The organism is Caldisericum exile AZM16c01, assembly GCF_000284335.1.
In the GTDB taxonomy this organism is placed as follows: Bacteria; Caldisericota; Caldisericia; order Caldisericales; family Caldisericaceae; genus Caldisericum; species Caldisericum exile.
Genome location: NC_017096.1, coordinates 1,130,356 through 1,151,694, shown reverse-complemented (window position 1 = coordinate 1,151,694; position 21,339 = coordinate 1,130,356). Strand labels below are relative to the sequence as shown.

Below are 21,339 nucleotides of genomic sequence, written 5' to 3'. Positions count from 1 at the left end.
AATATAATATCAATTGATGGAAATACATCATATACCAGTATTATTAAATGAGACAATTGAACTGTTGAATTTAAAAGAAAACTCTATAGTAGTTGATGCAACCCTTGGGGAAGGCGGGCATTCAGTTGAGATTCTCAAAAGGATTCCTAAGGGTCTTCTTATTGGAATTGACATGGACTATGAAACTATTGAGAGAGCTCGACAAAGACTCCTTCAAGTGAGAGATAACTTTGTTATAGTTCCTGGAAACTTTAAGGAAATTAATTCACTTATTCTTCCTTTTGCAAAGAGTGTGACCCATATTCTTGCAGATTTAGGAGTATCAAGTTTACAACTTGAAGATGAATCTCGTGGTTTTTCATTTATGAAGGAAGGCCCCCTTGATATGCGAATGTGTAGACCATGCACGAGATACACTGCATACGACATCATTAATAATTTTGAGGAAAGTGAACTTAGAGATATTATCCTATATTATGGTGAAGATCCATTTGCTTCTAAAATCGCAAAACGTATCACTGAAGAAAGAAAAAAACACCCAATTGAGACAACAACCCAACTTGCAGAGATTGTAAAGAGCGTTTATCCTAAAGGATACTACAGAATCCATCCTGCAACAAGGACATTTCAAGCACTCCGTATTTACATAAATAGAGAATTGGATAACCTAAAAGGTTTTTTAGAAAATGCACCAACAGTATTGGAATCTATGGGACGCATTGCAATTATTACATATCATTCACTTGAAGATAGGTTAGTGAAGCAATCGTTTAAGAATAATCCAACCTTGAAGTTGGTTAATAAACATGTAATTAAACCAAAAGAAGAAGAGATTGCAACTAACAGGCGTGCTCGGAGTGCAAAGTTAAGAGTTGCGGAGAAGGTTGGATGAAAGTAAAAACATTAACTTTATTAATTATCCTCTTAATTCTTATTGCAGTTTATAGTGTATTATTCTTTTCGACCGTTCGTATAAAAAAGAATATTGCAGATTTGGATGTAAAAATCGAAATTCTTCAAACCGAAAATCAAAACCTTGAGTCTCAATATCTTGATTTACAAGATCCAGCATACATTGAAAGTATTGCAAGAAAAAAACTTTACATGACTGAGGTTAAAGATTTCTATGTCGTGGAAATCAGAGCAAAGTAGCGAAGATATTTTTAAAAAAAGACTTTTAGTCACTTTTTTACTTTTCGTGTTTGTCTTTGCTACATTTATAGGCAGAGTTATAGATTTAAGCGTTTTTAATAGAGGTAAACTTCTTGCAGAATTTGCTCCTCAGGTCGTACCAAGTTATGATATCCTGAGGGCTGAGCGAGGCGAAATTCTTGACAGATCCGGCGTAAAACTTGCAACAAACGAACTAACATTTGAACTTGATATTAATCCAAATATTATCGATAGTGCGAATCTCTCAAAAATAAGAAGCATTTTAAAAAGAGACCTTAAGTTTTCTAATGAAGAACTTAATAAACTTTTGAGCGCAAAATCATATGTCCTTGTTTCAACATCGGTTTCTAAAGATACAAAAGAAAAGATTGATGCACTTAATTTAAAAGATGGAGTTGTTTTTACAAAGACATACAAAAGAGTATATCCATATGGAGAAATAATTTCACCTCTTATTGGAATTGTTGGTGCAGAAGGAACAGGCCTTACAGGACTTGAATTATCTCTGGACGATTATCTTAAGGGGAGAAATGGGAGATCTTTCAGAACATATAATTTTGCAGAACCCGATGTGTTAGGTGCACCAACATATGTGCTCAATCCCGTCAAAGGAAATAACATAACACTTACTATCGATATTAATATTCAAGCAAAAGTTTATGAACTTGTTAAAAAATATGTTGAAGAATTTCATGCAAAAAATGGTTTTGCGATAGTAACGGATCCAGAATCTAACGAGGTTCTTGCAATGGTAACCTATCCTTCGTTTGACCCAACAAACTTTAATAAAATTATGCAAAATCTTCCAACAACATTTAATTATGAGCCTGGTTCAATAATGAAACCAATTGTTGCACTTGCTGCACTTGAAGAGGGAAAGTTAAAGATAGATGACAACTTTTACTGTAGTGGCTCAATAAAAGTTAAGGATACGGTTATTTCTTGTTGGAAAAAGCATGGAGAGGAACATGGGCTTTCCGATATTCTTGTTAACTCTTGCGATGTTGCATTTGCTCAAATTGCACTAAGACTTCAAAAGGATTCACTTCTAAAATATTTTAAACTTTTTGGTTTTGGCGATAAAACTCAAATTGAACTTTACGGCGAGGAAAGGGGAATTGTTCCATCACCTAAAAATATCGGAGATGTAGAAGTTGCAAATATGGGCTTTGGACAGGGTGTCGCTGTAACGCAAATCCAGATGGTGTCGGCACTAAATGCAATTGTAAATGGCGGGAAACTTTATACACCGCGTCTCGTTAAAGAGATTAAAAGTCCAGATGGAAATGTCGTTTATTCTTCAGAGCCAATTCTTCGAAGAACAATAGGAAGTAAAACAAATCTTGGTCTTATTAAAAGTGCAATGGTAGAAGTTGTAGAAATTGGTGCTCCAAAGGCAAAAATAGAAGGCTACAAGGTTATGGGCAAGACTGGTACTGCTCAAAAGCCAAACCCTGGTGGGGGATATTCGCATACTAAACTAATATACAGTTTCTTTGGTGCTATTCCCTATCCAGATCCAAGGGTCTCCGTTATAGTTTCCATAAATGAAACTTCTATCCCGCAATATTCTACGACTGTATCTGCACCGCTATTTTCTGAAATAGGGACATTTCTTGTAAAATACCTAAGGATTGAAAAATGAATGGACGAATTTTAAAAGAAAAATTTAAAGATTTTGAAATTTACGGAAATCTGGAAAGAGTTTTTTTTGGAATAAAAACTGATTCAAGAGTTATAGAGAATGGAGATTTGTTTGTTGCATTAAAGGGGGAAAATTTTGACGGACATGATTTTGTATTTGATGCAGTAAAAAGAGGTGCAGTTGGAGTAATTATCGAAAAGGATTTAGAAATTAACGAAGATATTCTTGTTATTAAGACTCACAACTCAAGAGAAGCATTTGCAAAAATTTCTTCCTTCTTTTTTGGAGATCCATCAGACAGGTTAACTTTAATAGGCGTTACGGGTACAATGGGAAAAACAACTATAACTTATCTTCTTTATAGGCTTTTCAACTACTTAGGGGTGCCATCGGGATTTATCGGTACCATTGGTATTGGCATTAAAGACAACTTCTCTTTGGTTGACCTTGAGCCTCCAACAACACCATTTCCTTTCGATCTTCACAGATACCTAAAAACAATGTTGGACGATGGTGTAAAGTACGTTTTCATGGAGGTTTCTTCCCACGGAATTAAGGACAAAAGAATATATGGTATAAATTTTAAAAGAAAGATCCTTGGAACTATGGGAACAGATCACATAGAATACCACAAATCGCTTGAAGATTACATTAAAACGAAAGTTTCATTTTTTGATGGATTCACTTCTCCTATACTCAATGGAAATTCGCTTTATATAGATAGGTTTATTGAGGTATCAAAGGACCCAATTTTTTATGGTGGTGATGAAATATTTGACTATTCCTTTCAAAACCTAAAAACTCATGGGACTTCAATTTATTTTGATGTGTATCAAAAAGGGACTGCCCTTGGGGCTATAGATTTACCTATTCTTGGTAGATACAACGCCTATAACTTTTTGGCAGTTTTATCGTGCGCAATGTTAGAGGGTGCTAACTTTTCAGACATAAAGGATTTTGCAAAAAATGCTTTAGTTCCAGGAAGAATGGAAATTTACACATTTAAAGGAATAAAGGTTGTTATCGACTATGCTCACAATCCTGATGAGATTGAAAGTGTGCTTGAAAGTATCAAGAACATAGGCAACCGACTGATTGTTGTTTTTGGTGCTGTTGGAACATCAGAAAAAGAAAAAAGAGTTTCAATGGGAGCATCAGTGAGTAAGTTTGCTGATTTTTGCGTTGTTACTTCTGATGATCCACGTGGACACGATATTGAATCAATAATTAAGGATGTTGCGTCTTCTGTTTCAATTAAGCACAAGGTTATACCCGATAGAATTGAAGCGATAAAATATGCACTGAATGAAGCGAAAGAAAACGATGTTATAGCAATCTTGGGAAGAGGGGTTGAATCTAAAATGCATATGCCTAATGGTGAAATTTTGCGCTTTAGGGATATAGACATTGTAAAAGAGGTGTTTCATGAAGATTGACTTGCAAGAATTGTTTAAAGATATTTATCATGAAAAAACTTTTTCCTTACCACATGACTACAATAGATTCGTAATTGACTCTCGTGAAGTTGTAAAAGGCGATATTTTCATTGCATTAAAGGGGAATACAACTGACGGACATAATTTTGTATCCGATGCACTTGAAAGAGGTGCTATTTTTGCAGTTGTTGAGAATGACTTGAAAGTAGATGGGCGTGTTGTTAAAGTTAATTCAACTTTCGAATTTTTGAAATATTTGGGGAATTTTGCACGAAAAAAAGTAAATAGTGCAATTTTTGGAATAACTGGAAGTGCAGGAAAGACAACTACAAAAGAGGGTTTATATCTTGCTTTATCAAAACGCTTTAATGTGATCAAAACTGAAGGAAATATTAATACTGATGTTTCTCTTCCTCTATTTTTTGCAAATGAAATTACGAATCTTGAAGACTTTGTTGTCGTTGAGATGGGCGTTCAAAAACCAAACGATATGAATATTTTACTTGATATTGTAAGGCCACATTATGGCATTATAACAAATGTTGGAGATTCTCATCTTGAATATTTGAAAGATAGAAAAGGTGTCTTGAACGAAAAATTTAAACTCGTAAGATTTGTTTTAGATTTAGGCGGTGTGTGTTTTATAAATGGAGATGATGAACTTTTGTATTCTGCATCAAACGGATTAAAAGGTGTATTTAAGGTAGGGTTTAATAAGGAAAACGATTTTAGGCTTACGATTCTTGAAGAAAGTTTTGATTCAATGAAATTAAAAATTAATGTTCAAGATAGGATTTTTGAATTTACCGTTCCCTATAATGGATTTGCCTACAATGTGGGATTAATTTTTGCTTCATCAGTCTATGTTGGAGTTGATCCCGATTATGTGGTTTCAGCACTGAGAGAATTCAAACCATACAAAGGAAGGGGAGAGAAAATAAAACTGGGAAGCATGACTATCATTGACGATACATATAACTCAAATCCCATCTCAATGAACCTTGCACTCGAAAGGTTAAAGGGAGTAAAAGGCCCTGTTGTTTTAATCCTTGGAGATATGCTTGAACTTGGCGAATATTCAAAAACACTCCATGAAAAAGTTGGAGAAAGTATTTCCAAAGTTAATCCTTACGCTCTTATTACCTATGGAAATTTCTCAAAGTTTATAAACGAAAAAGGATCTGCAACAATTAAATATCATTTTGAAGATAGCAATCTCCTTTCTCAATTTTTGAAGACTTATAATTTTAAAGAAGGCACATATTTTTTGGTAAAGGGCTCCCGTGGTATGAAAATGGAACAATTTGTCCAAGTTTTGAAAGAGAGGTATGGAGATGAAAGCTGAAATTGTTTTGCCTATCTATTTGTTTGTAGAATTTTTTATTTTGCTATTTTTTGAGAAGTTTCTCATATATTTTCTTAAGGAAAAAAATCTTGTCCAACATGTGCGAGAGGAGTTAATTGAGTCGCATAAAAAGAAAGAGGGAACTCCTCGTGGTGGTGGTATCGTATTTTTAATCTCGACTATTTTTATACTTCCTCTTATTTTTACTTTAAAGATTCCTTACCATGTTTTGAGGCAACTTTTTTTTGTGTTCTTTTCAACAGTTTTATTTGGACTTATTGGTCTTATTGATGATGTTCTAACATCGAGAAAATCTTCTTCTGAAGGTCTCTCAATAAGAAGTAAACTCATTCTTTTCTCACTTGCAACTATTGTTCTCTTTGCTACTTTCAAAGATATCATGACTTTTAATGTAATGTTTCTTGGATCAAATTTTAACGTCGGGCCGTTCCTTTACTTCATACTTTTTTTTGTGATCATGGTTGGTTCTGTTAATGCCTTTAACCTAACAGACGGAGTTGATGGGCTACTTGGAAGTGTTGGAAGTATCATACTTATAACTTTTATAGTGCTTTCGTATCTCACAAAAAATTTGCCTCTTCTTTTCTTTACTTTGTCTTTGCTTATTTCTATTCTTGTGTTTTTGTGGTTTAACAGTCCAAAGGCATCGATATTTATGGGTGATTTAGGCGCATCAGCTCTCGGTGGTGCAATTGCCTCTTTATCGATAGTTTTTAAGACAGAGTTATATCTTCCCTTTATCGCAATTATTCCAGTAATTGAAGCGATTTCAATTTTCATACAGATTGCTTATTTTAAAGCAACTCATGGGAAGAGGGTTTTTAAAATGACCCCAATTCATCATCATTTTGAAATTTTAGGTTGGTCAGAAGCAAAGATTGATTTTAGATTTAGCATTATTACGGCATTTATGGTTATACTAATAATTGTTTTGAAAATTATAGGTTTGTAGCGGAGGTATATAATGAAAATTCTTGTTGTTGGTGCAAGAAGGTCTGGAGTATTTGCAAGCATCCTCGGAAAGTTGCATGGCTTTGAAGTATTTTTAACGGAGAAGGCCGAAAATAGTGAGGTTAGGTCTTTTGAGCCACTTCTTAAAAAGTACAACATTCCTTACGAGATTGGAAAACACTCCTTTGAAAAATTTTCAAATTTTGATCTTGCAGTACTTTCTCCCGGTATTCCAATGAGTGCTCCTATTGTAAAAGATCTTGAATCAAAAGGGATAAAAATTATCGGTGAACTTGAATTTGCAAACATGTTTTCGCCAAACACAAAAATTATTGCAATTACAGGGACAAACGGTAAGAGCACGACAACCGCTCTTACAGGACATATTTTCAAATTATTTAATCAAAATACAGTTGTTGGTGGTAATTTAGGGACGCCATATTCAGAATTACTACTTGAAAATCCTAACCCTGAATATGCAGTTCTTGAAACAAGTTGTTTCCAACTTGAGACAATTGAGCAATACCATCCAGAGGTATCTGTTTTTCTCAATTTTACTGAAGACCATCTCGACAGGTACACTTCAATGGAAGATTACCTTAAAGCAAAGAAACGAATCTTCATTAATCAGACAGAATCTGATTTTGCAATTCTTAATTATGATGATGAGGTTGTAAAAAATCTTTCTAAGGAAATTAAGCCACAAGTTTATTACTTTTCTTTAAAGGAAAGTATTGAAAGCGGTGCTTTTTTGAAAGATAATAAGATTTACTTTAGGGAGGACAAATTTAGTAAACCTAAGGAAATTATTGAAAAAGAAGAGATACCACTTTTGGGACTTCACAATGTTCAAAATACTCTTGCAAGTATTTTGTGTTCTATCGTAATGGGGGTGCCAGTAGAAGTTATAAGGGATGGAATTAGGACCTTTAAAGGTTTACCGCATAGACTTGAATTTGTTCGAGAAGTTAATGGTGTAATTTTCATAAACGATTCAAAATCTACCACACCTGACTCGACAATAAAAGCACTTGAATCCTTCAACCAAAAGGTCATTCTCATTGCAGGCGGTAGCAGTAAAAATAACGATTTTACGCAACTTGCGAAGATGTTTAGAGATAAGGTGAAATTTTTGATCCTTTTGGGGCAAACTGCACATCAATTGAAGGAGGCATCAACAAAAGCAGACTTTCATGACTTTGCAATTGTGGGAAGTCTCAAAGAGGCGATAACTTTTGCACGAAATATTGCGAAAGCAGGCGATATAGTGCTTCTTTCTCCTGCATGTGCAAGTTTTGATATGTTCAGAGACTTTGAAGACAGGGGAGAGCAATTTAAGGAAATAGTAAGTGAACTATGAAAAAATTAATAAATCCGTATTCTATTTCGCTTCTCTTTGTTTCACTTTCGCTCAGTTTATTTGGAATACTTGTAAGCGGTAGTTTAAGCATTGTTTATCCGAATCTCATTGTGAAGCAGGTAATCTCATTTATTTTAGGAATTTTGCTTTTGTTATTTTTTGCGTTTTTCAATCATAGTAAACTTGCTTCCCTTTCAAAGATTGGTTATATTTTTTTATTTTCTTTACTTTTGTATCTGCTTGTTAATAGAAGTGTTTCACGTTTTGTACACTTCGGACACTTTTCTTTTCAGCCATCTCAGTTTGCATATATAGTAGTTTCATTGCTTATCGCACGTATATTTAGGGACAAAATAAATGAAGAGTATATTCCAAAAGTTTATGCATTGGCATTTGCTCTTGTCGGCATTATTGCGATACTCATTGCTTTTGAACCCGATATGGGAAGTGCAGCACAGGTGTTTTTGACAGGATTTACTTTGCTTGGAATTATTGGAATGCCTTTAATTGAGTTTGTCGGATTTGGTGTTTTAAGTTTTCTTGGAGTTATCCTAATGATACCTTTAAATAGTGAATGGCACAGACGAGTTGTTGCATTTTTAAATCCATATGCACATGCAAGCGATGAAGCACTTCAAACACTTCAGTCCCTTAGAGCCTTTGCTAGAGGGGGGATAACGGGCGTGGGATTTATGAAAGGTATTTTTAAATATCCTTCCGTTTTACCTGTATCGATATCCGATTTTATACTTCCTGTAATTGGTGAAGAATTTGGTGCAGTTTTTGTGATTCTTCTTATGCTTGCATACCTGTTATTAATCTATACGGGCTTTAAGATTGCAAATGATGCAAGATCGACTTTTTCAAGAATTCTTGCGCTTGGTCTTACGCTTGGCATTGCATATTTTGCAATTATCAACATTGCAGTGAATTTAGGTTTGATGCCAACAACAGGAGTTCCACTTCCCTTTGTTAGTTTTGGTGGTAATAACATGCTTGCAAACTTTATATCAATTGGAATTTTAATAAACATTTCAAGAACAGAGGAAAACTTATGAAAATACTTATTGCAGGCGGTGGCACAGGGGGGCATATTTACCCTTTAATACCCGTAGGAGAAGAATTAAGAAAGCACGGACATGAAGTTATATTTATTGGAAGACGCGAAAGTATCGAAGAAAGAGTTGCAAAAAAATACGGCTTTACCGTTCAATATGTTAGAGCATCACTTTTTGATCTTAACATTCTAAAGTTTGTAAAGTTTGCAATTTTTTCTATAAATGGTTTTTTTGATGCTTTAAAAATTGTGGGAAAGACAAAGCCTGATAAAATCCTTGGTGGGGGAGGATATGTGTCACTTCCGATTTTACTTGCAGGTATACTAAAAGGTGTGCCTGTATATCTATATGAACAAAATACAATACCTGGTAGGACAAATCTTATATTCTCAAGATTTGCAAGGTTGGTTTTTTTGGGTTTTGAGGATATAAAAAACCATTTTGGTTCAAAAGGAGTTTTCGTTGGGAACCCTGTGCGTAAAGAAGTTATAAATCAAGATAAAAAAACAGCACTTGAATTCTTTAAATTTGAGGATAAGTTTACACTTCTTGCATTTGGCGGGAGTGGTGGCGCATACAAGTTAAATAAAATAATAGCCGAAGCAATACCAGAGCTCATTGAGAATGAGATTCAGATAATTTTCATAACTGGTGTCAAATTTTTTGATGAATTTAAAAGTTTAAGCAATCATAAAAATCTACGAATTTATCCGTATCTTGATGAAATGGGATATGCATATGCAGTTTCTACCGTTGCAGTAACAAGAGGTGGTGCAATGACTTTATCTGAATTGATTCTCAATAATGTTTATTCAATTGTTGTGCCTTTCCCTTACGCAAGGGATAATCATCAATTTTATAATGCAAAATATTTTGAAAATTACGGATGTGTAAGTGTTATAAAAGAAGAAGACCTGACCAAAGACATATTAGTTAAAAAAATAGTGGATTTTAAAAACGATTTTCATATAATAAATTTGGAATGCGCAAAATTTTATCCAAGAGATGCTGAAAAAAGAATTGTAGAATTATTAGAGGAAGATAAATGAAAAAAGTGCTTTTACTTGGAGTAGCAGGAGTTGGGATGAAGCGACTTGCAGAAATTTATATGGCGCTTGGGTATAAAGTATTGGGAATTGACATGAAAGAAAACGAAACAACACATTACCTTAAAGGGATTGGTGTTGATGTAAACCCAAAGGAATTTGAGGTAGATAAATCAATTGATAAGGTTATTTTCTCTTCAGCAATACGAAAAGACGATTTCTATTTATTAAAAGCAAAGGAACTTGGTATTCCGATTGAAAGGCGTGGTGAGGCGCTTGCTAATATTGCAAAAGATTACAAAAGTATAGTTGTTGCTGGCACCCATGGGAAAACTACAACTACATCACTTATTTCAGAAATTTTGAGCAAAAGAATACCTGTAAATGCCTATATCGGTGGTGACCATAAGCAAAACGGCCGTTTTTTACCATCTGCAGAATATTTTGTTATTGAGTCTGATGAAAGCGATAAAACATTTTTGCTTTTTAAACCGCATATAGGTGTAGTTACAAATATAGACAAAGATCATTTAAATGCTTATGATTGGGATTTTGAAAATCTAAAAAATGCATTCTTCGAGTTTATGGAACACTCAGAAATGGTTGTAGTAAATAAAGATGATAAGCCCTCTTTTGAAGTTTCAGAGCGTCTTTCAAAAACGCCTTTTTATTATAGCATAAAGGACACGAAAGCACATGCAACCATAATCGATTATTCGTTTGATAAGGACGGAATATCGTTTAGAGCAAAAGTTTTAGAAAAGAATTCGCCTCTTCTTAAGTTAAATGTTTTTGGAGTGCAGAACCTTTCGAATGCGCTTGCATCTATACTTGTGGGACGAATGCTAAACATTTCATTTGATGAAATAGAGGCATCTTTAATGAGTTTTTCTCTACCTAAACGAAGGCTTGAGTATAAAGGAAATGTTAAAGGTATTCATATTTTTGATGACCATGCTGACCATCCGACCGAAGTTGAAGCAACTCTAAATGCGTTAAGAACTCATTTCCCCAGATCTTCGATTATTGCTATCTTTCAACCTCATAGATACACACGTGTGTTTTCTCTTAAAGAAACCATTGCAAAGCCTTTTTATCTTGCTGACTTTGTTATTGTACTACCTATATATTCTGCGTTTGAAAATCCCATCGAGGGGATTACAAATGAAAAAGTTTTTGATTGGATTAAAACTTTAAATCCTAATAAAAACGTATTTTTCGCTTCAAAGTTTGAGACTGCCGCAGATCTTGTTTCAAGAATTGCAAAACCAGGAGATATTGTTATAACTCTTGGGCCAGGTGATGTATATTTGGCAATTGACACAATAATGCTAAAATTAAGAGGAGAAAAATGAAAATACAAGAAAATATTAAGGAACTTATAAAAGGGCGTGTTTATTTTAATGAACCAATGACAAAACATACCTCATTTAAAATAGGAGGACCCGCAGAAATTTTAGCAATTCCATTAGATGTCGATGATTTGAAAAAACTTCTTGAATTTGCAAGAAGAGAAAAATTACCCATAACTGTTATTGGAAATGGAACAAATATACTTGTTTCCGACGACGGCATAGAAGGACTTGTTATTAAAATGGCTGAAGGATTTTCAAGATTAGAATTTGATAACAATCTTGCTTTGGCAGAAGCAGGGGTACACCTACAAAGACTCATAGAAGAGGCCTCTAAAAAAAATCTTGGTGGATTTGAATTTGCCTTTGGAATACCTGGTGCCTTGGGTGGTGCAATAGCGATGAACGCTGGCACAAATTCTCATTATATAAGTACAAGAATTGAATATGCCGAGGTGATTGATTATAATGGCAAAATTTACCGGTTTAAGCACGATGATTTCTATTTTGATTACAGATATTCCATTTTACAGGAAGAACCACTTATACTCCTTAACGCAGTCCTTAATTTTGAGCGGAAACCTTTTGATGAAATTTTAAAAGAAAAGGAAAAAAGTATAAAAGGAAGATTAGAAAAGCAGCCTTATGACCTTCCGTGTGCAGGCAGTGTTTTCAAAAATCCACCTACAACATATGCAGGGAAAGTGCTTGAGGAATCTGGATGTAAAGGCCTACGTTTTGGTGATGCTTTGATTTCGGAAAAGCACGCAAATTTTATTGTTAATCTTGGCAATGCCACTGCTCAGGATGTTGTAAATCTTATAAGAGAGGCGCAGTTAAGGGTTTATAAGCATAAGGACCTCATACTTGAACTTGAAATAAAACTTGTTGGAAAATTTAGAAATTTGAATTTGCTTGAGAGGAAAAAATGAGTACTAAGGTTCTTGTTCTATATGGTGGAAAATCCACAGAGAGAGAAATTTCAATTAAAAGTGGTAAGGCAGTTTCGGATGCTTTGAGAAAAAAGGGGTATAACGTTATAGAACATGATTTTCAAAACCATATTGAAGATGTAGTAAAAGAAACAAATCCAGATGTTGTGTTTATTGCACTTCATGGAAAATTCGGTGAAGATGGAACAGTGCAAGGTGCATTGGAACTTTTGAATATTCCCTACACAGGCTCATCTGTTTTTGCAAGTGCTCTTTGTATGAATAAGTTGTTTTCTAAATTTATGTTTAGAGAGATTGATGTAAAAACACCTTCTTTTGCGTATTTTGGAAGAGATAATACTCTCCCGTATTCTTATGTCTCGGAACTTTTAGGCAATAGCACTCTTGTTATCAAACCAGTTGACCAAGGATCTACGATTGGTGTCACAATTGCAAGAAATGAGGAAGCGTATAATGATGGGCTTGCAAAAGCATTCGAATTAAGCGATTTAGTGATTGTTGAAGATTACATCAAGGGAACAGAAATAACAGTTGCAATTATTGGGAACTATCCTGACATACATGTTCTTCCTATAATTGAAATTGTTCCAGCACACGAATTCTACGACTTTGAATCAAAATATTTGCCTTCAATGTCTAAGCATATAATCCCTGCAAGAATAAGCACCTATGAAAAGGCTCTTGCTGAGGAATATGCAAAAAGAATTTATAAAGAGTTTGGATTAAGAGATTTTGCTCGAATTGATATGATTGCAAATTCTTCTGATGTGTATGTCCTTGAAGTTAATACAATCCCAGGATTTACGGAAACAAGCCTTGTGCCAGATGCAGCAAAAGCAGAAAATATTTCCTTTGAAGATTTGGTTGATTTTATAGTGCAAGAGGCACTTCAAAGGAAAAGGTGAAAAAATTAATTATATTTTTAATTATAGCAGGTTCAATTTTTTTCTTGTTTCTTTATCCTATTTTTGCATTTTCAGAAAATATTAAAATTGTATCAAATGTGCCTGTAAAAGTAGACGACCTTTTAAGAAAAGTCGGCCCCTTTTATCTTGGTGTTGCGCCTCTAAGAGAGATTCAAATTACAAGGAAACTATTTAGACTTGAAATAACTTATTATGAAGAGCCAGTTATAAATATTCAATTTAAGGATGGAATTTTTGCTTTAACGAAAACTGGGTTTCTGATTGAAAAAGGGAACTTAAATTTACCTCTCACTTTTGCAAATTTTTCTTCCTCCTCTTACAATAAATTAATGGGTAGTTTAATTATATATTGCAAGGATAACAATTTACTAAATATAATAAAAAGTTTAGAAATTTTTGGTGGAGATGTTGCATTCGTAGATAAAAATGGTATTTTAGTTATAATAGGTAAAGGGGACTATGAGCTAAAAATGAATGAATACATTAAGGCATTAGAGATTTTATCAAAAAGGGTAAAGCATATAAAATCCATTGATTTGCGATTTAATTTGCAAGCAGTAATAGCTTGGAGGGAAAATGGATAGAATAATTTCAGCGCTCGACTTAGGTAGCCAAACGATAAAGTTTCTCATTGGAGAAATAAGTGATGGTAATGCTTCTATCATTGGCGTCGGTACTGTTCCGTCCAAGAGTGTAAGTAAAGGAGTTGTAATTGACTTAAACAAGGCCTCTGAAGCAGTAATTCAAGCAAAAAAAGTTGCAGAAACAATGGCCGGGAAAAAAGCACAGAACGTTTATGTTTCAGTTTCGGGAACTCATATATTTTCTCTAAATAACAAAGGAAGTATTATCGTTTCAAAAGAGGGAAGAGAAATATCAAGAGACGATATAAAAAGAGTTGAAGAATCAGCAAGAGTGCTATTACTTCAGCCAAACCAAAAAGTAATTCACTCCATTCCAAGGCAATACATAATCGATGGACAAGGTGGAATAAGGAATCCTATTGGAATGTCGGGCATTAAACTTGAAGAAGAAGTTCATATTGTTACGGGCTCTTCTACTGTTTTATACAATATTGAAAAGGTGATTTCGATGGTTGATCTTAAAAAAGAGGCCTTTGTTCTTCAGTCACTTGCCTCATCTTTATCAGCTTTAAAAGAGCAGGAAAAGGAACTTGGCGTTGCACTTGTTGACATAGGTGCAGGAACTGGCGACATTGCAATCTTTGTAAATGGAAGTATTGCGCACACATCAGTTCTCCCAATAGGGGGAGAGTATATAACAAAAGATATTGCATACGCTTTAAGAATTTCCATTGAAGAGGCAGAAAGAATTAAGAAGGATTTTGGATTCGCACAGAGTGATAGCGTGCCTACAGGTGAAACCATCGAAGTTTCACGAATTGGATCTGATGAAAAAATAACAATAGATACTTCGTATCTATCTGATGTTATAACGGCACGGGTTGATGAAATTCTACAATCTATAAAACTTGAATTAATAAAGTCTGGCTACTGGGGTGCATTACATTCAGGTGTTGTTTTTACGGGTGGTTGTGCTAAACTTAAGAATTTTATAAGGAGAGCAAGTGATATCTTAGAAATACCTGCAAGATTGGGTATTCCACGAGGGGAATATACATTCTCTGATATCTTAAGCGATCCTGAATATGCAACCTCAATAGGTTTAATTCTTTATGCTATTTCGGAAGGAAGCGAACACGCAAAGTCAAGAAACCCATTTTCGGGATTATCTTGGCTTAAGGATATATTCGAATAGGAGGTATGTATGTTTGATATGGATCCGTGGAAGGTAGCACAGGCAAGAATAAAAGTGTTAGGAGTTGGAGGGGGCGGAGGAAATGCCATCAATAGAATGATAGATGAAGGTATTGATGGCGTTGAATTTATTGCTATAAACACTGATGTTCAAGTGCTTTCTCTCAACAAAGCAGAAAAGAAGGTTCAAATTGGCCCCAGAACAACAGGTGGGCTTGGCGCCGGAAGCTATCCAGAAATTGGGCGGAAGTCTGCTGAAGAAAGTAAGGACGAATTAAGAAAAGTTATGGAAGGTGCGGATTTAGTTTTTATTACCGCAGGTATGGGTGGTGGAACTGGGACGGGTGCATCTCCTGTGATTGCTTCAATTGCAAAAGAACTAAATATCCTTACAGTTGCGGTAGTGACGCGTCCTTTTACCTTTGAGGGAAGGCAAAGGATGCAGCAGGCAGAGGAAGGAATAAAAGCATTACTTCAATTTGTTGATACCCTTATTATTATCTCGAATGATAAACTCCTTAGAATAATTGATAAGAAGACGCCAATAAGTGAAGCATTTAGAATTGCTGATAACGTTCTTTTTTATGCAGTAAAAGGAATATCAGAAATTATAACAAAACCTGGACTTATTAACGTTGATTTTGCTGATGTAAGAACAACATTAACTGGTGCAGGCAATGCATGGTTTGGAATTGGAGCAGGCCGTGGTGAAAATCGTGCAGTTGATGCTGCGAAACAAGCAATTTCAAGTCCACTACTTGAATATTCAATAACTGGAGCAACGAGAGTTCTATTAAATATTACAGGTGGTAAAAATTTAACGCTTTATGAGGTTAATGAAGCTTCAACGTTTGTAAGAGATACTGTTGGTGAAAATGCAAATCTTATATTTGGAACAGTTTTGGAAGAAACCCTCGAAGATGAGGTAAGGGTTTCACTTATAGCAGCAGGATTTGACAAAATAAGCGAGGAAAAACCTAAAGAAAAAGTAATAAAATTTGATGAAAATTTCGATACCGGGGATTTTGAAATACCTGCATTCCTAAGGAAAAGAAAACAATAGTGAATGCAAAAGAAAATTATTGTAGTTATTTCTATAGTCATTATTATTGTTCTTATTTTGGGACTTATTAATGATATAAGGGCATTTATTAGGAAAAGCCTTGCTAAATTCTATACTGCAAATTTTGGATACTATGAAATATACAAGGATATAAAAGGAAAAACCCTGTTCTGCGCTAAAAATATCACCGCTGAAGATGAGGGTAACATTCAATTTCTTAAAGATGATTTTGATTTTGTTCGTAAGGGCGAAACCATAGGTTTGCTTTCTACAAAGGATGGAATTAAAAATGTCTTTGCACCAGCAAACGGGTACTTCATTAAGGGATTTGTAAACAATGAATGCGAGAGTATTTCTCAACTTTTAAAAAGCCAAAAGGACTTTGAATTTTCGTGGATAAAGAGTACAAAAGTTTCAAAGAATATCCCATTTGCCTCAATTATTTTATCTAATTTAATAATTTCCGTCCCTCTTTGTGGAGAAAGCGAAAACACCATTAGCATTTATATTAATGAATTTGTTAAGACAGAGGCAAATCTAATTTATTACAATGAGGATTATGGATTCTATGAGGTTTCTGAATTTTTTCCAGAAATTCTTTCAACAAAGAGCTCGTTTAAAATATTGGAAAAAATTGTTTATGGTCTCAGAATTCCAAAAGATGCTTTAGTGAAAAAGTCGGATGGAACTTTTGTTTATATTGTTAATGGAAATTCGATTAAAGAAATAAAAGTAACAGTTTTTGATTCTGACTCTAAATTTGCAGTGGTAAAGGTTGAAGAACCTGATTTTAACAACTTCTCTTCTCTTATTGTTGTGCTTACTCCAAAAATTTTTAAGATTGGGGAAATCGTTGGAAATTTTTAGTGTAACTTTTTTAGAATTTTTGCGTATATAGGAGAAAGGTTTGGACGAAAGGAAGGTAATAGAAAGACTTAAAAGTGGTGATGAAATTGTATTCAAAGAATTCTTTGAGTTTTATTACGATAGGATTTTTAATTATGCTTATAGAAGAATAAAGATGAAGGAAATAGCAGAAGATATTACTTCGGAAACATTTTACAAGTTCATAAAATCACTTCCTAACTTTGAACTAAAGGAAGGTTACCACATTGATACATGGCTTTATGCAATTGAGCGAAACCTGATAAGAGATTGGTTCAGAAGGAATCTTCACAAAGATACATTGGATCTTGAAGAGAAGTTTGATAGAGCATATGAACCCCTTCTTAGGGACCCATACGAATCATTTGCAAATGAATTCATAAGTAAAACTATAATTGAGGCTCTTGAGAAATTGCCTGAGCAATATAAAGAAATAATAAAAATGAGATTTTATGAAAACAAGGGAATAAAAGAAATTGCAGATATCTTAGGGAAAACAGAAGTTGCAACGAAAGTTTTGCAATTCAGGGCTTTAAAGAGGCTTAAAGAAATTATCGAGGAGATGATTAATGGATAACATAGAAGAAAGATTTGATAGTATACTTGAAAAATTTCTAAAAGAAGAAAAGTTCGTTAACGGATTATCAGAGGAAGAGGCCGAACTTTTTGAAGTTGCACTTCTTTTGAAAGAAAAACGTGAAAATCCAAATTTATCCAAGGAAAAGATATTCGAAAAATCTTTGAATCTTTTTAGGGAGACGGTTGCTTCCTCTTCTCAAAACCAGAGTTTATTTTCGTTTATGTTTGATATTTTTGGACTACTTTTTGATGTATCTCCTGTTAATAACAACGAACATTTGACTCTTAGGGAGGTTTACAAAAGTAGCGATAAGATATTCTATAAAATTAAGTTTTATTCATATTTGCAATCTCGACAATTTCTGTATAATTATATATGGAGTTTGCAAGCACCGTTAGGATTGGAAACCTTACATTAAAGGAGGTGAAAGTTGGCAAAAAACTTTCGAAAAGTTTCGTTTAAAAAACTAAAAGAAGGAGGTAAGAGCATGAAGAAAGTATTAGTAGTGGTAGTAGCATTGGCAATGGTCTTAACGCTTTTTGCAGTAAGACCATTGAGCGTTAATGCTGCAGGGTTTAAAGATGTTTCTGCAGACTACTGGGCGAAAGACCAGATTGATTACCTCGTTTCAAAGGGTGTTATCGCAGGTTTTTCAGATGGCACATTCAAGCCTGAGAATCCAGTTACAAGAGAGCAATTTGCAAAGATGATTTGCATTGCAAAAGGCTTGAAGGAGTACAAACCTGCAACGCCAACATTCAAGGATGTGCCAGCAGATCGTTGGTCTTATGGTTACGTTGAAGCAGCAGTAAAAGCAGGTTATATCAAGGGGTATGCTGATGGTACATTTAAGCCTGCAAACTCCATTTCAAGGCAAGAACTTGCAGTTCTTGGCGTAAGAGTTGTTGGGAAAGAAGCAGAGGCAAATGCTTGGAAAGGCGAGCCAATTGTTTGGGCAAATGACTGGAAAAAGATCGCATCTTGGGCAGTTGGAGCAGTAACGCTTGCATACAGGCCTGATATTCAAATTCTCACATACCACACAAAAGAAGGCACCGTTGATCCGACAATGGCAGCAACAAGGGCAGAATGCGCATATGCAATTTATAAGATCATGGTTCCTCCACAAGTAGGTGGACAAGTTGTCGTTGCACAAACACAGGAGCCAGATGCATTGATGTCGTTTGCAACATCAATGATGGCACAGCGTAATATTGCAATGCAGTATGAAGATGGTCTTATTATGGAATTCCCCAATGGAACAGTAGTACCTCGTATGGCACTTAATGTCCCCAACTTTAAGGACGGCACTTGGACAACTTACAAAGGACCAGATGGAAAAACTTGGATGAAAACTACATACTACCTTAGGAAAGGTGTAAAGTGGTCCGATGGCACTCCTGTAAACTACAAAGATGACATTAATTTTGCTGTTTTTGATATTTATCTTTCAGGAAAGATTGAACAAATTCCAACAACTGATCCATATGATAAGATTGAAAAAATTGAATTCCCTGACCCATATACGATGGTTGTCACATGGAAAGACACAACTCCTTATGCAAACCTTGGGCTTCCAATTTATCCAAAGCACTTCTATAGTAAGGTGCCACTTGAACAGATCACTTCTTCAGATTTAGCAAAAAAGCCAATTCATGCTGGCCCTTACAAGATTGATCAATGGGTTGAAGGATCCTATATATCATTGGTTCCCAATCCGTACTGGTTTGGTTGGGCAGGAGCAAAACCACTTATTCAGAAATTTGTATATCAGTGGATTCCTGATACAAACACCATGCTTATGAACGTTCTTGCAGGTAAAGTTGATTTGACACTTATTGGTCTTGGTTCCAAAGAAGCACAACAGGCAGAAAAGATTCCAACAATCAAAGTCCAAAAGATTCCATCAACATTCTGGGAACACTTTGAGATTAATGTTACTGATCCAATTCTATCAGATGTAAGAGTTCGTAAAGCACTTGCATATGGAATTGATTATGATGACCTTAACATGCGTGTTCACCTTGGTGTTAGGAAGAACCTCTACTATCCATACATCGCACTCTTTAACGAATTTTACAGAAATCCAAAGGCTGTAATGCCAAAATATGATCCAGCAATGGCTAATAAGCTCCTTGATGAAGCAGGTTGGAAGATGGGTTCAGATGGTTACAGGTATAAAGATGGAAAGAAATTAACACTTGAACTTTCAACAACAACACGTCAGGATAGAAAGGATGAAGCAGTTGTTTTGCAAGCACAACTCAAGAAAATTGGAATTGATATCCAGACAAAGTTCTTAGCAGCAAGTTATTTCTTTGGCACCTATACAACTCACAGGATGTTCCAACTTGCAATGTTTGCTTGGGGCGGTGACCCACTTGATCCAGGTGGATTTACACTCTACCACTCCTCACAAATCCCAACCGAGGAAAATGGTTGGCAGGGTCAGAACTACACTGGTATTTCAGATCCAACGCTTGACGATGCAATTTATAAGGCAACTCACGAAGTTGACCCAGCGGTTCGTCAGAAGAACTACTATATTGCAGAACAGCGTATTGTAGATCTTGTCCCTCAAGTTGGGTTGAACCTCTGGACTGATGTTTATACTCCAAAGAAGAACCTTGCAATGGCAGGATTTGATTATGTAATGTCATCTTCAATTGGATATACTTATAACTCCGAACTCTGGTATTGGGAGAAGAAATAGATAAAAATTTAATTTGACTTTGCGGGGGCCTCCGCAAAGAGGCCCCCTATTTTTAAGGTAAGGAGGCTTAGGAAAAAGTGAGAAACTACTTAATTAGGAGAATTTTGCAGATGATCCCGCTTTTCTTAGGGGTAGCTCTTGTAACATTTGGAGTCTTGAGTTTGGTAGGCGATCCATTTGCACAAATGGCAATAAACCCAAGAATTAGACCAGAAGACATTGCAAGATTAAAACACGCATGGGGTTTTGACCTTCCATGGTACTTGAGGTTCTTTAAGTGGTTCTGGTCTATGATAACAGGAAATTGGGGTGTTTCCATTTTTGCAGGTGGAAAACCTGTAACAGAACTTGTAGGACGAGCGATAACTTACACTTTGAGATTTTCTATTGCATCTCTTGTTCTTGCATTTATCATTGGTGTTCCTATTGGAATTTACTCTGCATTACACCAGTATACATTTTTTGACTATTTCTTCACATTCTTTGCATTTTTTGGAATGTCAATGCCAACGTTCTGGTTTGGTTTTATTTTGATGATGATTTTTGGCCTTAGGCTTGGTTGGCTTCCAATTGGTGGCGTAATGACACCGGGAATAGAAACCGCGCCATTTGTGGTTAGATTCTTCGACCAGGCAAAATACATGATTTTGCCAGTTATAGTTCTTTCTTTGTTCAGTATGGCTTCGTGGATGCGTTATGCAAGAAGTTCAATGCTTGAAGTAATAAGAATGGACTACGTTAGAACTGCAAGAGCAAAAGGACTTCCCGAAAGAACAGTTATATTTAAACATGCTTTGAGAAACGCCCTTATCCCTATAGTCACATTATTGGGTCTTTCTCTTCCTGGCATAATTTCTGGCGCAACAATTACCGAAACTGTATTTAGTATTCCCGGCATGGGAAGACTAACAGTTGATGCAATGCTTTCAAATGATTATCCTGTTGCAATGGTGTGTCTTCTTTTGGAATCGAGTCTTCTTATTATTGGGAATTTAATCGCAGATTTACTATACGCTGTTGTTGACCCTCGTATAAGGTATAGTTAGGAGGTAAC

General features: G+C 35.1%; 20 protein-coding genes. All 20 read left to right on the top strand.

Annotation, left to right across the window (positions count from 1 at the left end):
• Positions 1-16 precede the first annotated feature (16 nt).
• The 20 genes from rsmH to CSE_RS05735 all read left to right on the top strand — a co-directional run bounded on the left by rsmH (position 17) and on the right by CSE_RS05735 (position 21,331).
• Positions 17-892, top strand: a complete 876-nt coding sequence (rsmH, locus tag CSE_RS05830) for a 16S rRNA (cytosine(1402)-N(4))-methyltransferase RsmH (protein ID WP_014453711.1) — start codon at positions 17-19, stop codon at positions 890-892.
• Entirely contained in the window at positions 889-1,152 is a 264-nt protein-coding gene (locus CSE_RS05825; RefSeq protein WP_014453710.1) for a septum formation initiator family protein, read from the top strand. Before rsmH ends, CSE_RS05825 begins: the two co-directional genes overlap by 4 nt.
• Positions 1,127-2,818 (top strand): peptidoglycan D,D-transpeptidase FtsI family protein, encoded by a 1,692-nt coding sequence (locus CSE_RS05820; RefSeq protein ID WP_014453709.1) that lies wholly within the window; start codon positions 1,127-1,129, stop codon positions 2,816-2,818. Before CSE_RS05825 ends, CSE_RS05820 begins: the two co-directional genes overlap by 26 nt.
• On the top strand, positions 2,815-4,254 hold the full coding sequence (locus tag CSE_RS05815) for a UDP-N-acetylmuramoyl-L-alanyl-D-glutamate--2,6-diaminopimelate ligase (protein WP_014453708.1): 1,440 nt from the start codon (positions 2,815-2,817) through the stop codon (positions 4,252-4,254). The genes CSE_RS05820 and CSE_RS05815 overlap by 4 nt, the downstream gene beginning before the upstream one ends.
• Positions 4,244-5,599, top strand: coding sequence for a UDP-N-acetylmuramoyl-tripeptide--D-alanyl-D-alanine ligase (locus tag CSE_RS05810; RefSeq protein ID WP_014453707.1), 1,356 nt, complete (start codon positions 4,244-4,246; stop codon positions 5,597-5,599). Before CSE_RS05815 ends, CSE_RS05810 begins: the two co-directional genes overlap by 11 nt.
• A complete protein-coding gene (gene mraY / locus CSE_RS05805; RefSeq protein ID WP_083836380.1) occupies positions 5,583-6,572 on the top strand; it encodes a phospho-N-acetylmuramoyl-pentapeptide-transferase in 990 nt (329 codons plus the stop codon). Before CSE_RS05810 ends, mraY begins: the two co-directional genes overlap by 17 nt.
• A 12-nt stretch (positions 6,573-6,584) precedes the next feature.
• Positions 6,585-7,931 (top strand): UDP-N-acetylmuramoyl-L-alanine--D-glutamate ligase, encoded by a 1,347-nt coding sequence (gene murD, locus CSE_RS05800; protein WP_014453705.1) that lies wholly within the window; start codon positions 6,585-6,587, stop codon positions 7,929-7,931.
• A complete protein-coding gene (locus CSE_RS05795) occupies positions 7,928-8,989 on the top strand; it encodes an FtsW/RodA/SpoVE family cell cycle protein (protein WP_014453704.1) in 1,062 nt (353 codons plus the stop codon). Before murD ends, CSE_RS05795 begins: the two co-directional genes overlap by 4 nt.
• On the top strand, positions 8,986-10,038 hold the full coding sequence (gene murG / locus CSE_RS05790; RefSeq protein WP_014453703.1) for an undecaprenyldiphospho-muramoylpentapeptide beta-N-acetylglucosaminyltransferase: 1,053 nt from the start codon (positions 8,986-8,988) through the stop codon (positions 10,036-10,038). The genes CSE_RS05795 and murG overlap by 4 nt, the downstream gene beginning before the upstream one ends.
• Positions 10,035-11,390, top strand: a complete 1,356-nt coding sequence (murC, locus tag CSE_RS05785) for a UDP-N-acetylmuramate--L-alanine ligase (protein WP_014453702.1) — start codon at positions 10,035-10,037, stop codon at positions 11,388-11,390. The genes murG and murC overlap by 4 nt, the downstream gene beginning before the upstream one ends.
• Complete coding sequence (murB, locus tag CSE_RS05780) at positions 11,387-12,319, top strand: UDP-N-acetylmuramate dehydrogenase (protein ID WP_014453701.1); 933 nt, start codon at positions 11,387-11,389, stop codon at positions 12,317-12,319. Before murC ends, murB begins: the two co-directional genes overlap by 4 nt.
• Complete coding sequence (locus CSE_RS05775; RefSeq protein ID WP_014453700.1) at positions 12,316-13,245, top strand: D-alanine--D-alanine ligase family protein; 930 nt, start codon at positions 12,316-12,318, stop codon at positions 13,243-13,245. The genes murB and CSE_RS05775 overlap by 4 nt, the downstream gene beginning before the upstream one ends.
• Positions 13,242-13,850 (top strand): cell division protein FtsQ/DivIB, encoded by a 609-nt coding sequence (locus CSE_RS05770; RefSeq protein WP_041726113.1) that lies wholly within the window; start codon positions 13,242-13,244, stop codon positions 13,848-13,850. Before CSE_RS05775 ends, CSE_RS05770 begins: the two co-directional genes overlap by 4 nt.
• Positions 13,843-15,045 (top strand): cell division protein FtsA, encoded by a 1,203-nt coding sequence (ftsA, locus tag CSE_RS05765; RefSeq protein WP_014453698.1) that lies wholly within the window; start codon positions 13,843-13,845, stop codon positions 15,043-15,045. Before CSE_RS05770 ends, ftsA begins: the two co-directional genes overlap by 8 nt.
• Positions 15,046-15,054: 9 nt before the next feature.
• Positions 15,055-16,107 (top strand): cell division protein FtsZ, encoded by a 1,053-nt coding sequence (ftsZ, locus tag CSE_RS05760; protein WP_014453697.1) that lies wholly within the window; start codon positions 15,055-15,057, stop codon positions 16,105-16,107.
• A 3-nt stretch (positions 16,108-16,110) separates the two neighbouring features.
• Positions 16,111-16,974, top strand: a complete 864-nt coding sequence (locus CSE_RS05755; RefSeq protein ID WP_014453696.1) for a hypothetical protein — start codon at positions 16,111-16,113, stop codon at positions 16,972-16,974.
• A gap of 40 nt (positions 16,975-17,014) precedes the next feature.
• Positions 17,015-17,569, top strand: coding sequence for an RNA polymerase sigma factor (locus tag CSE_RS05750; RefSeq protein ID WP_014453695.1), 555 nt, complete (start codon positions 17,015-17,017; stop codon positions 17,567-17,569).
• Positions 17,562-17,990 carry a hypothetical protein gene (locus CSE_RS05745; protein WP_014453694.1) on the top strand — a complete coding sequence of 143 codons (429 nt, stop codon included), beginning with the start codon at positions 17,562-17,564 and terminating at the stop codon, positions 17,988-17,990. The genes CSE_RS05750 and CSE_RS05745 overlap by 8 nt, the downstream gene beginning before the upstream one ends.
• Positions 17,991-18,059: 69 nt before the next feature.
• A complete protein-coding gene (locus CSE_RS05740; protein ID WP_014453693.1) occupies positions 18,060-20,285 on the top strand; it encodes an ABC transporter substrate-binding protein in 2,226 nt (741 codons plus the stop codon).
• Positions 20,286-20,362: 77 nt separating this feature from the next.
• A complete protein-coding gene (locus CSE_RS05735) occupies positions 20,363-21,331 on the top strand; it encodes an ABC transporter permease (RefSeq protein ID WP_014453692.1) in 969 nt (322 codons plus the stop codon).
• Positions 21,332-21,339 lie beyond the last annotated feature (8 nt).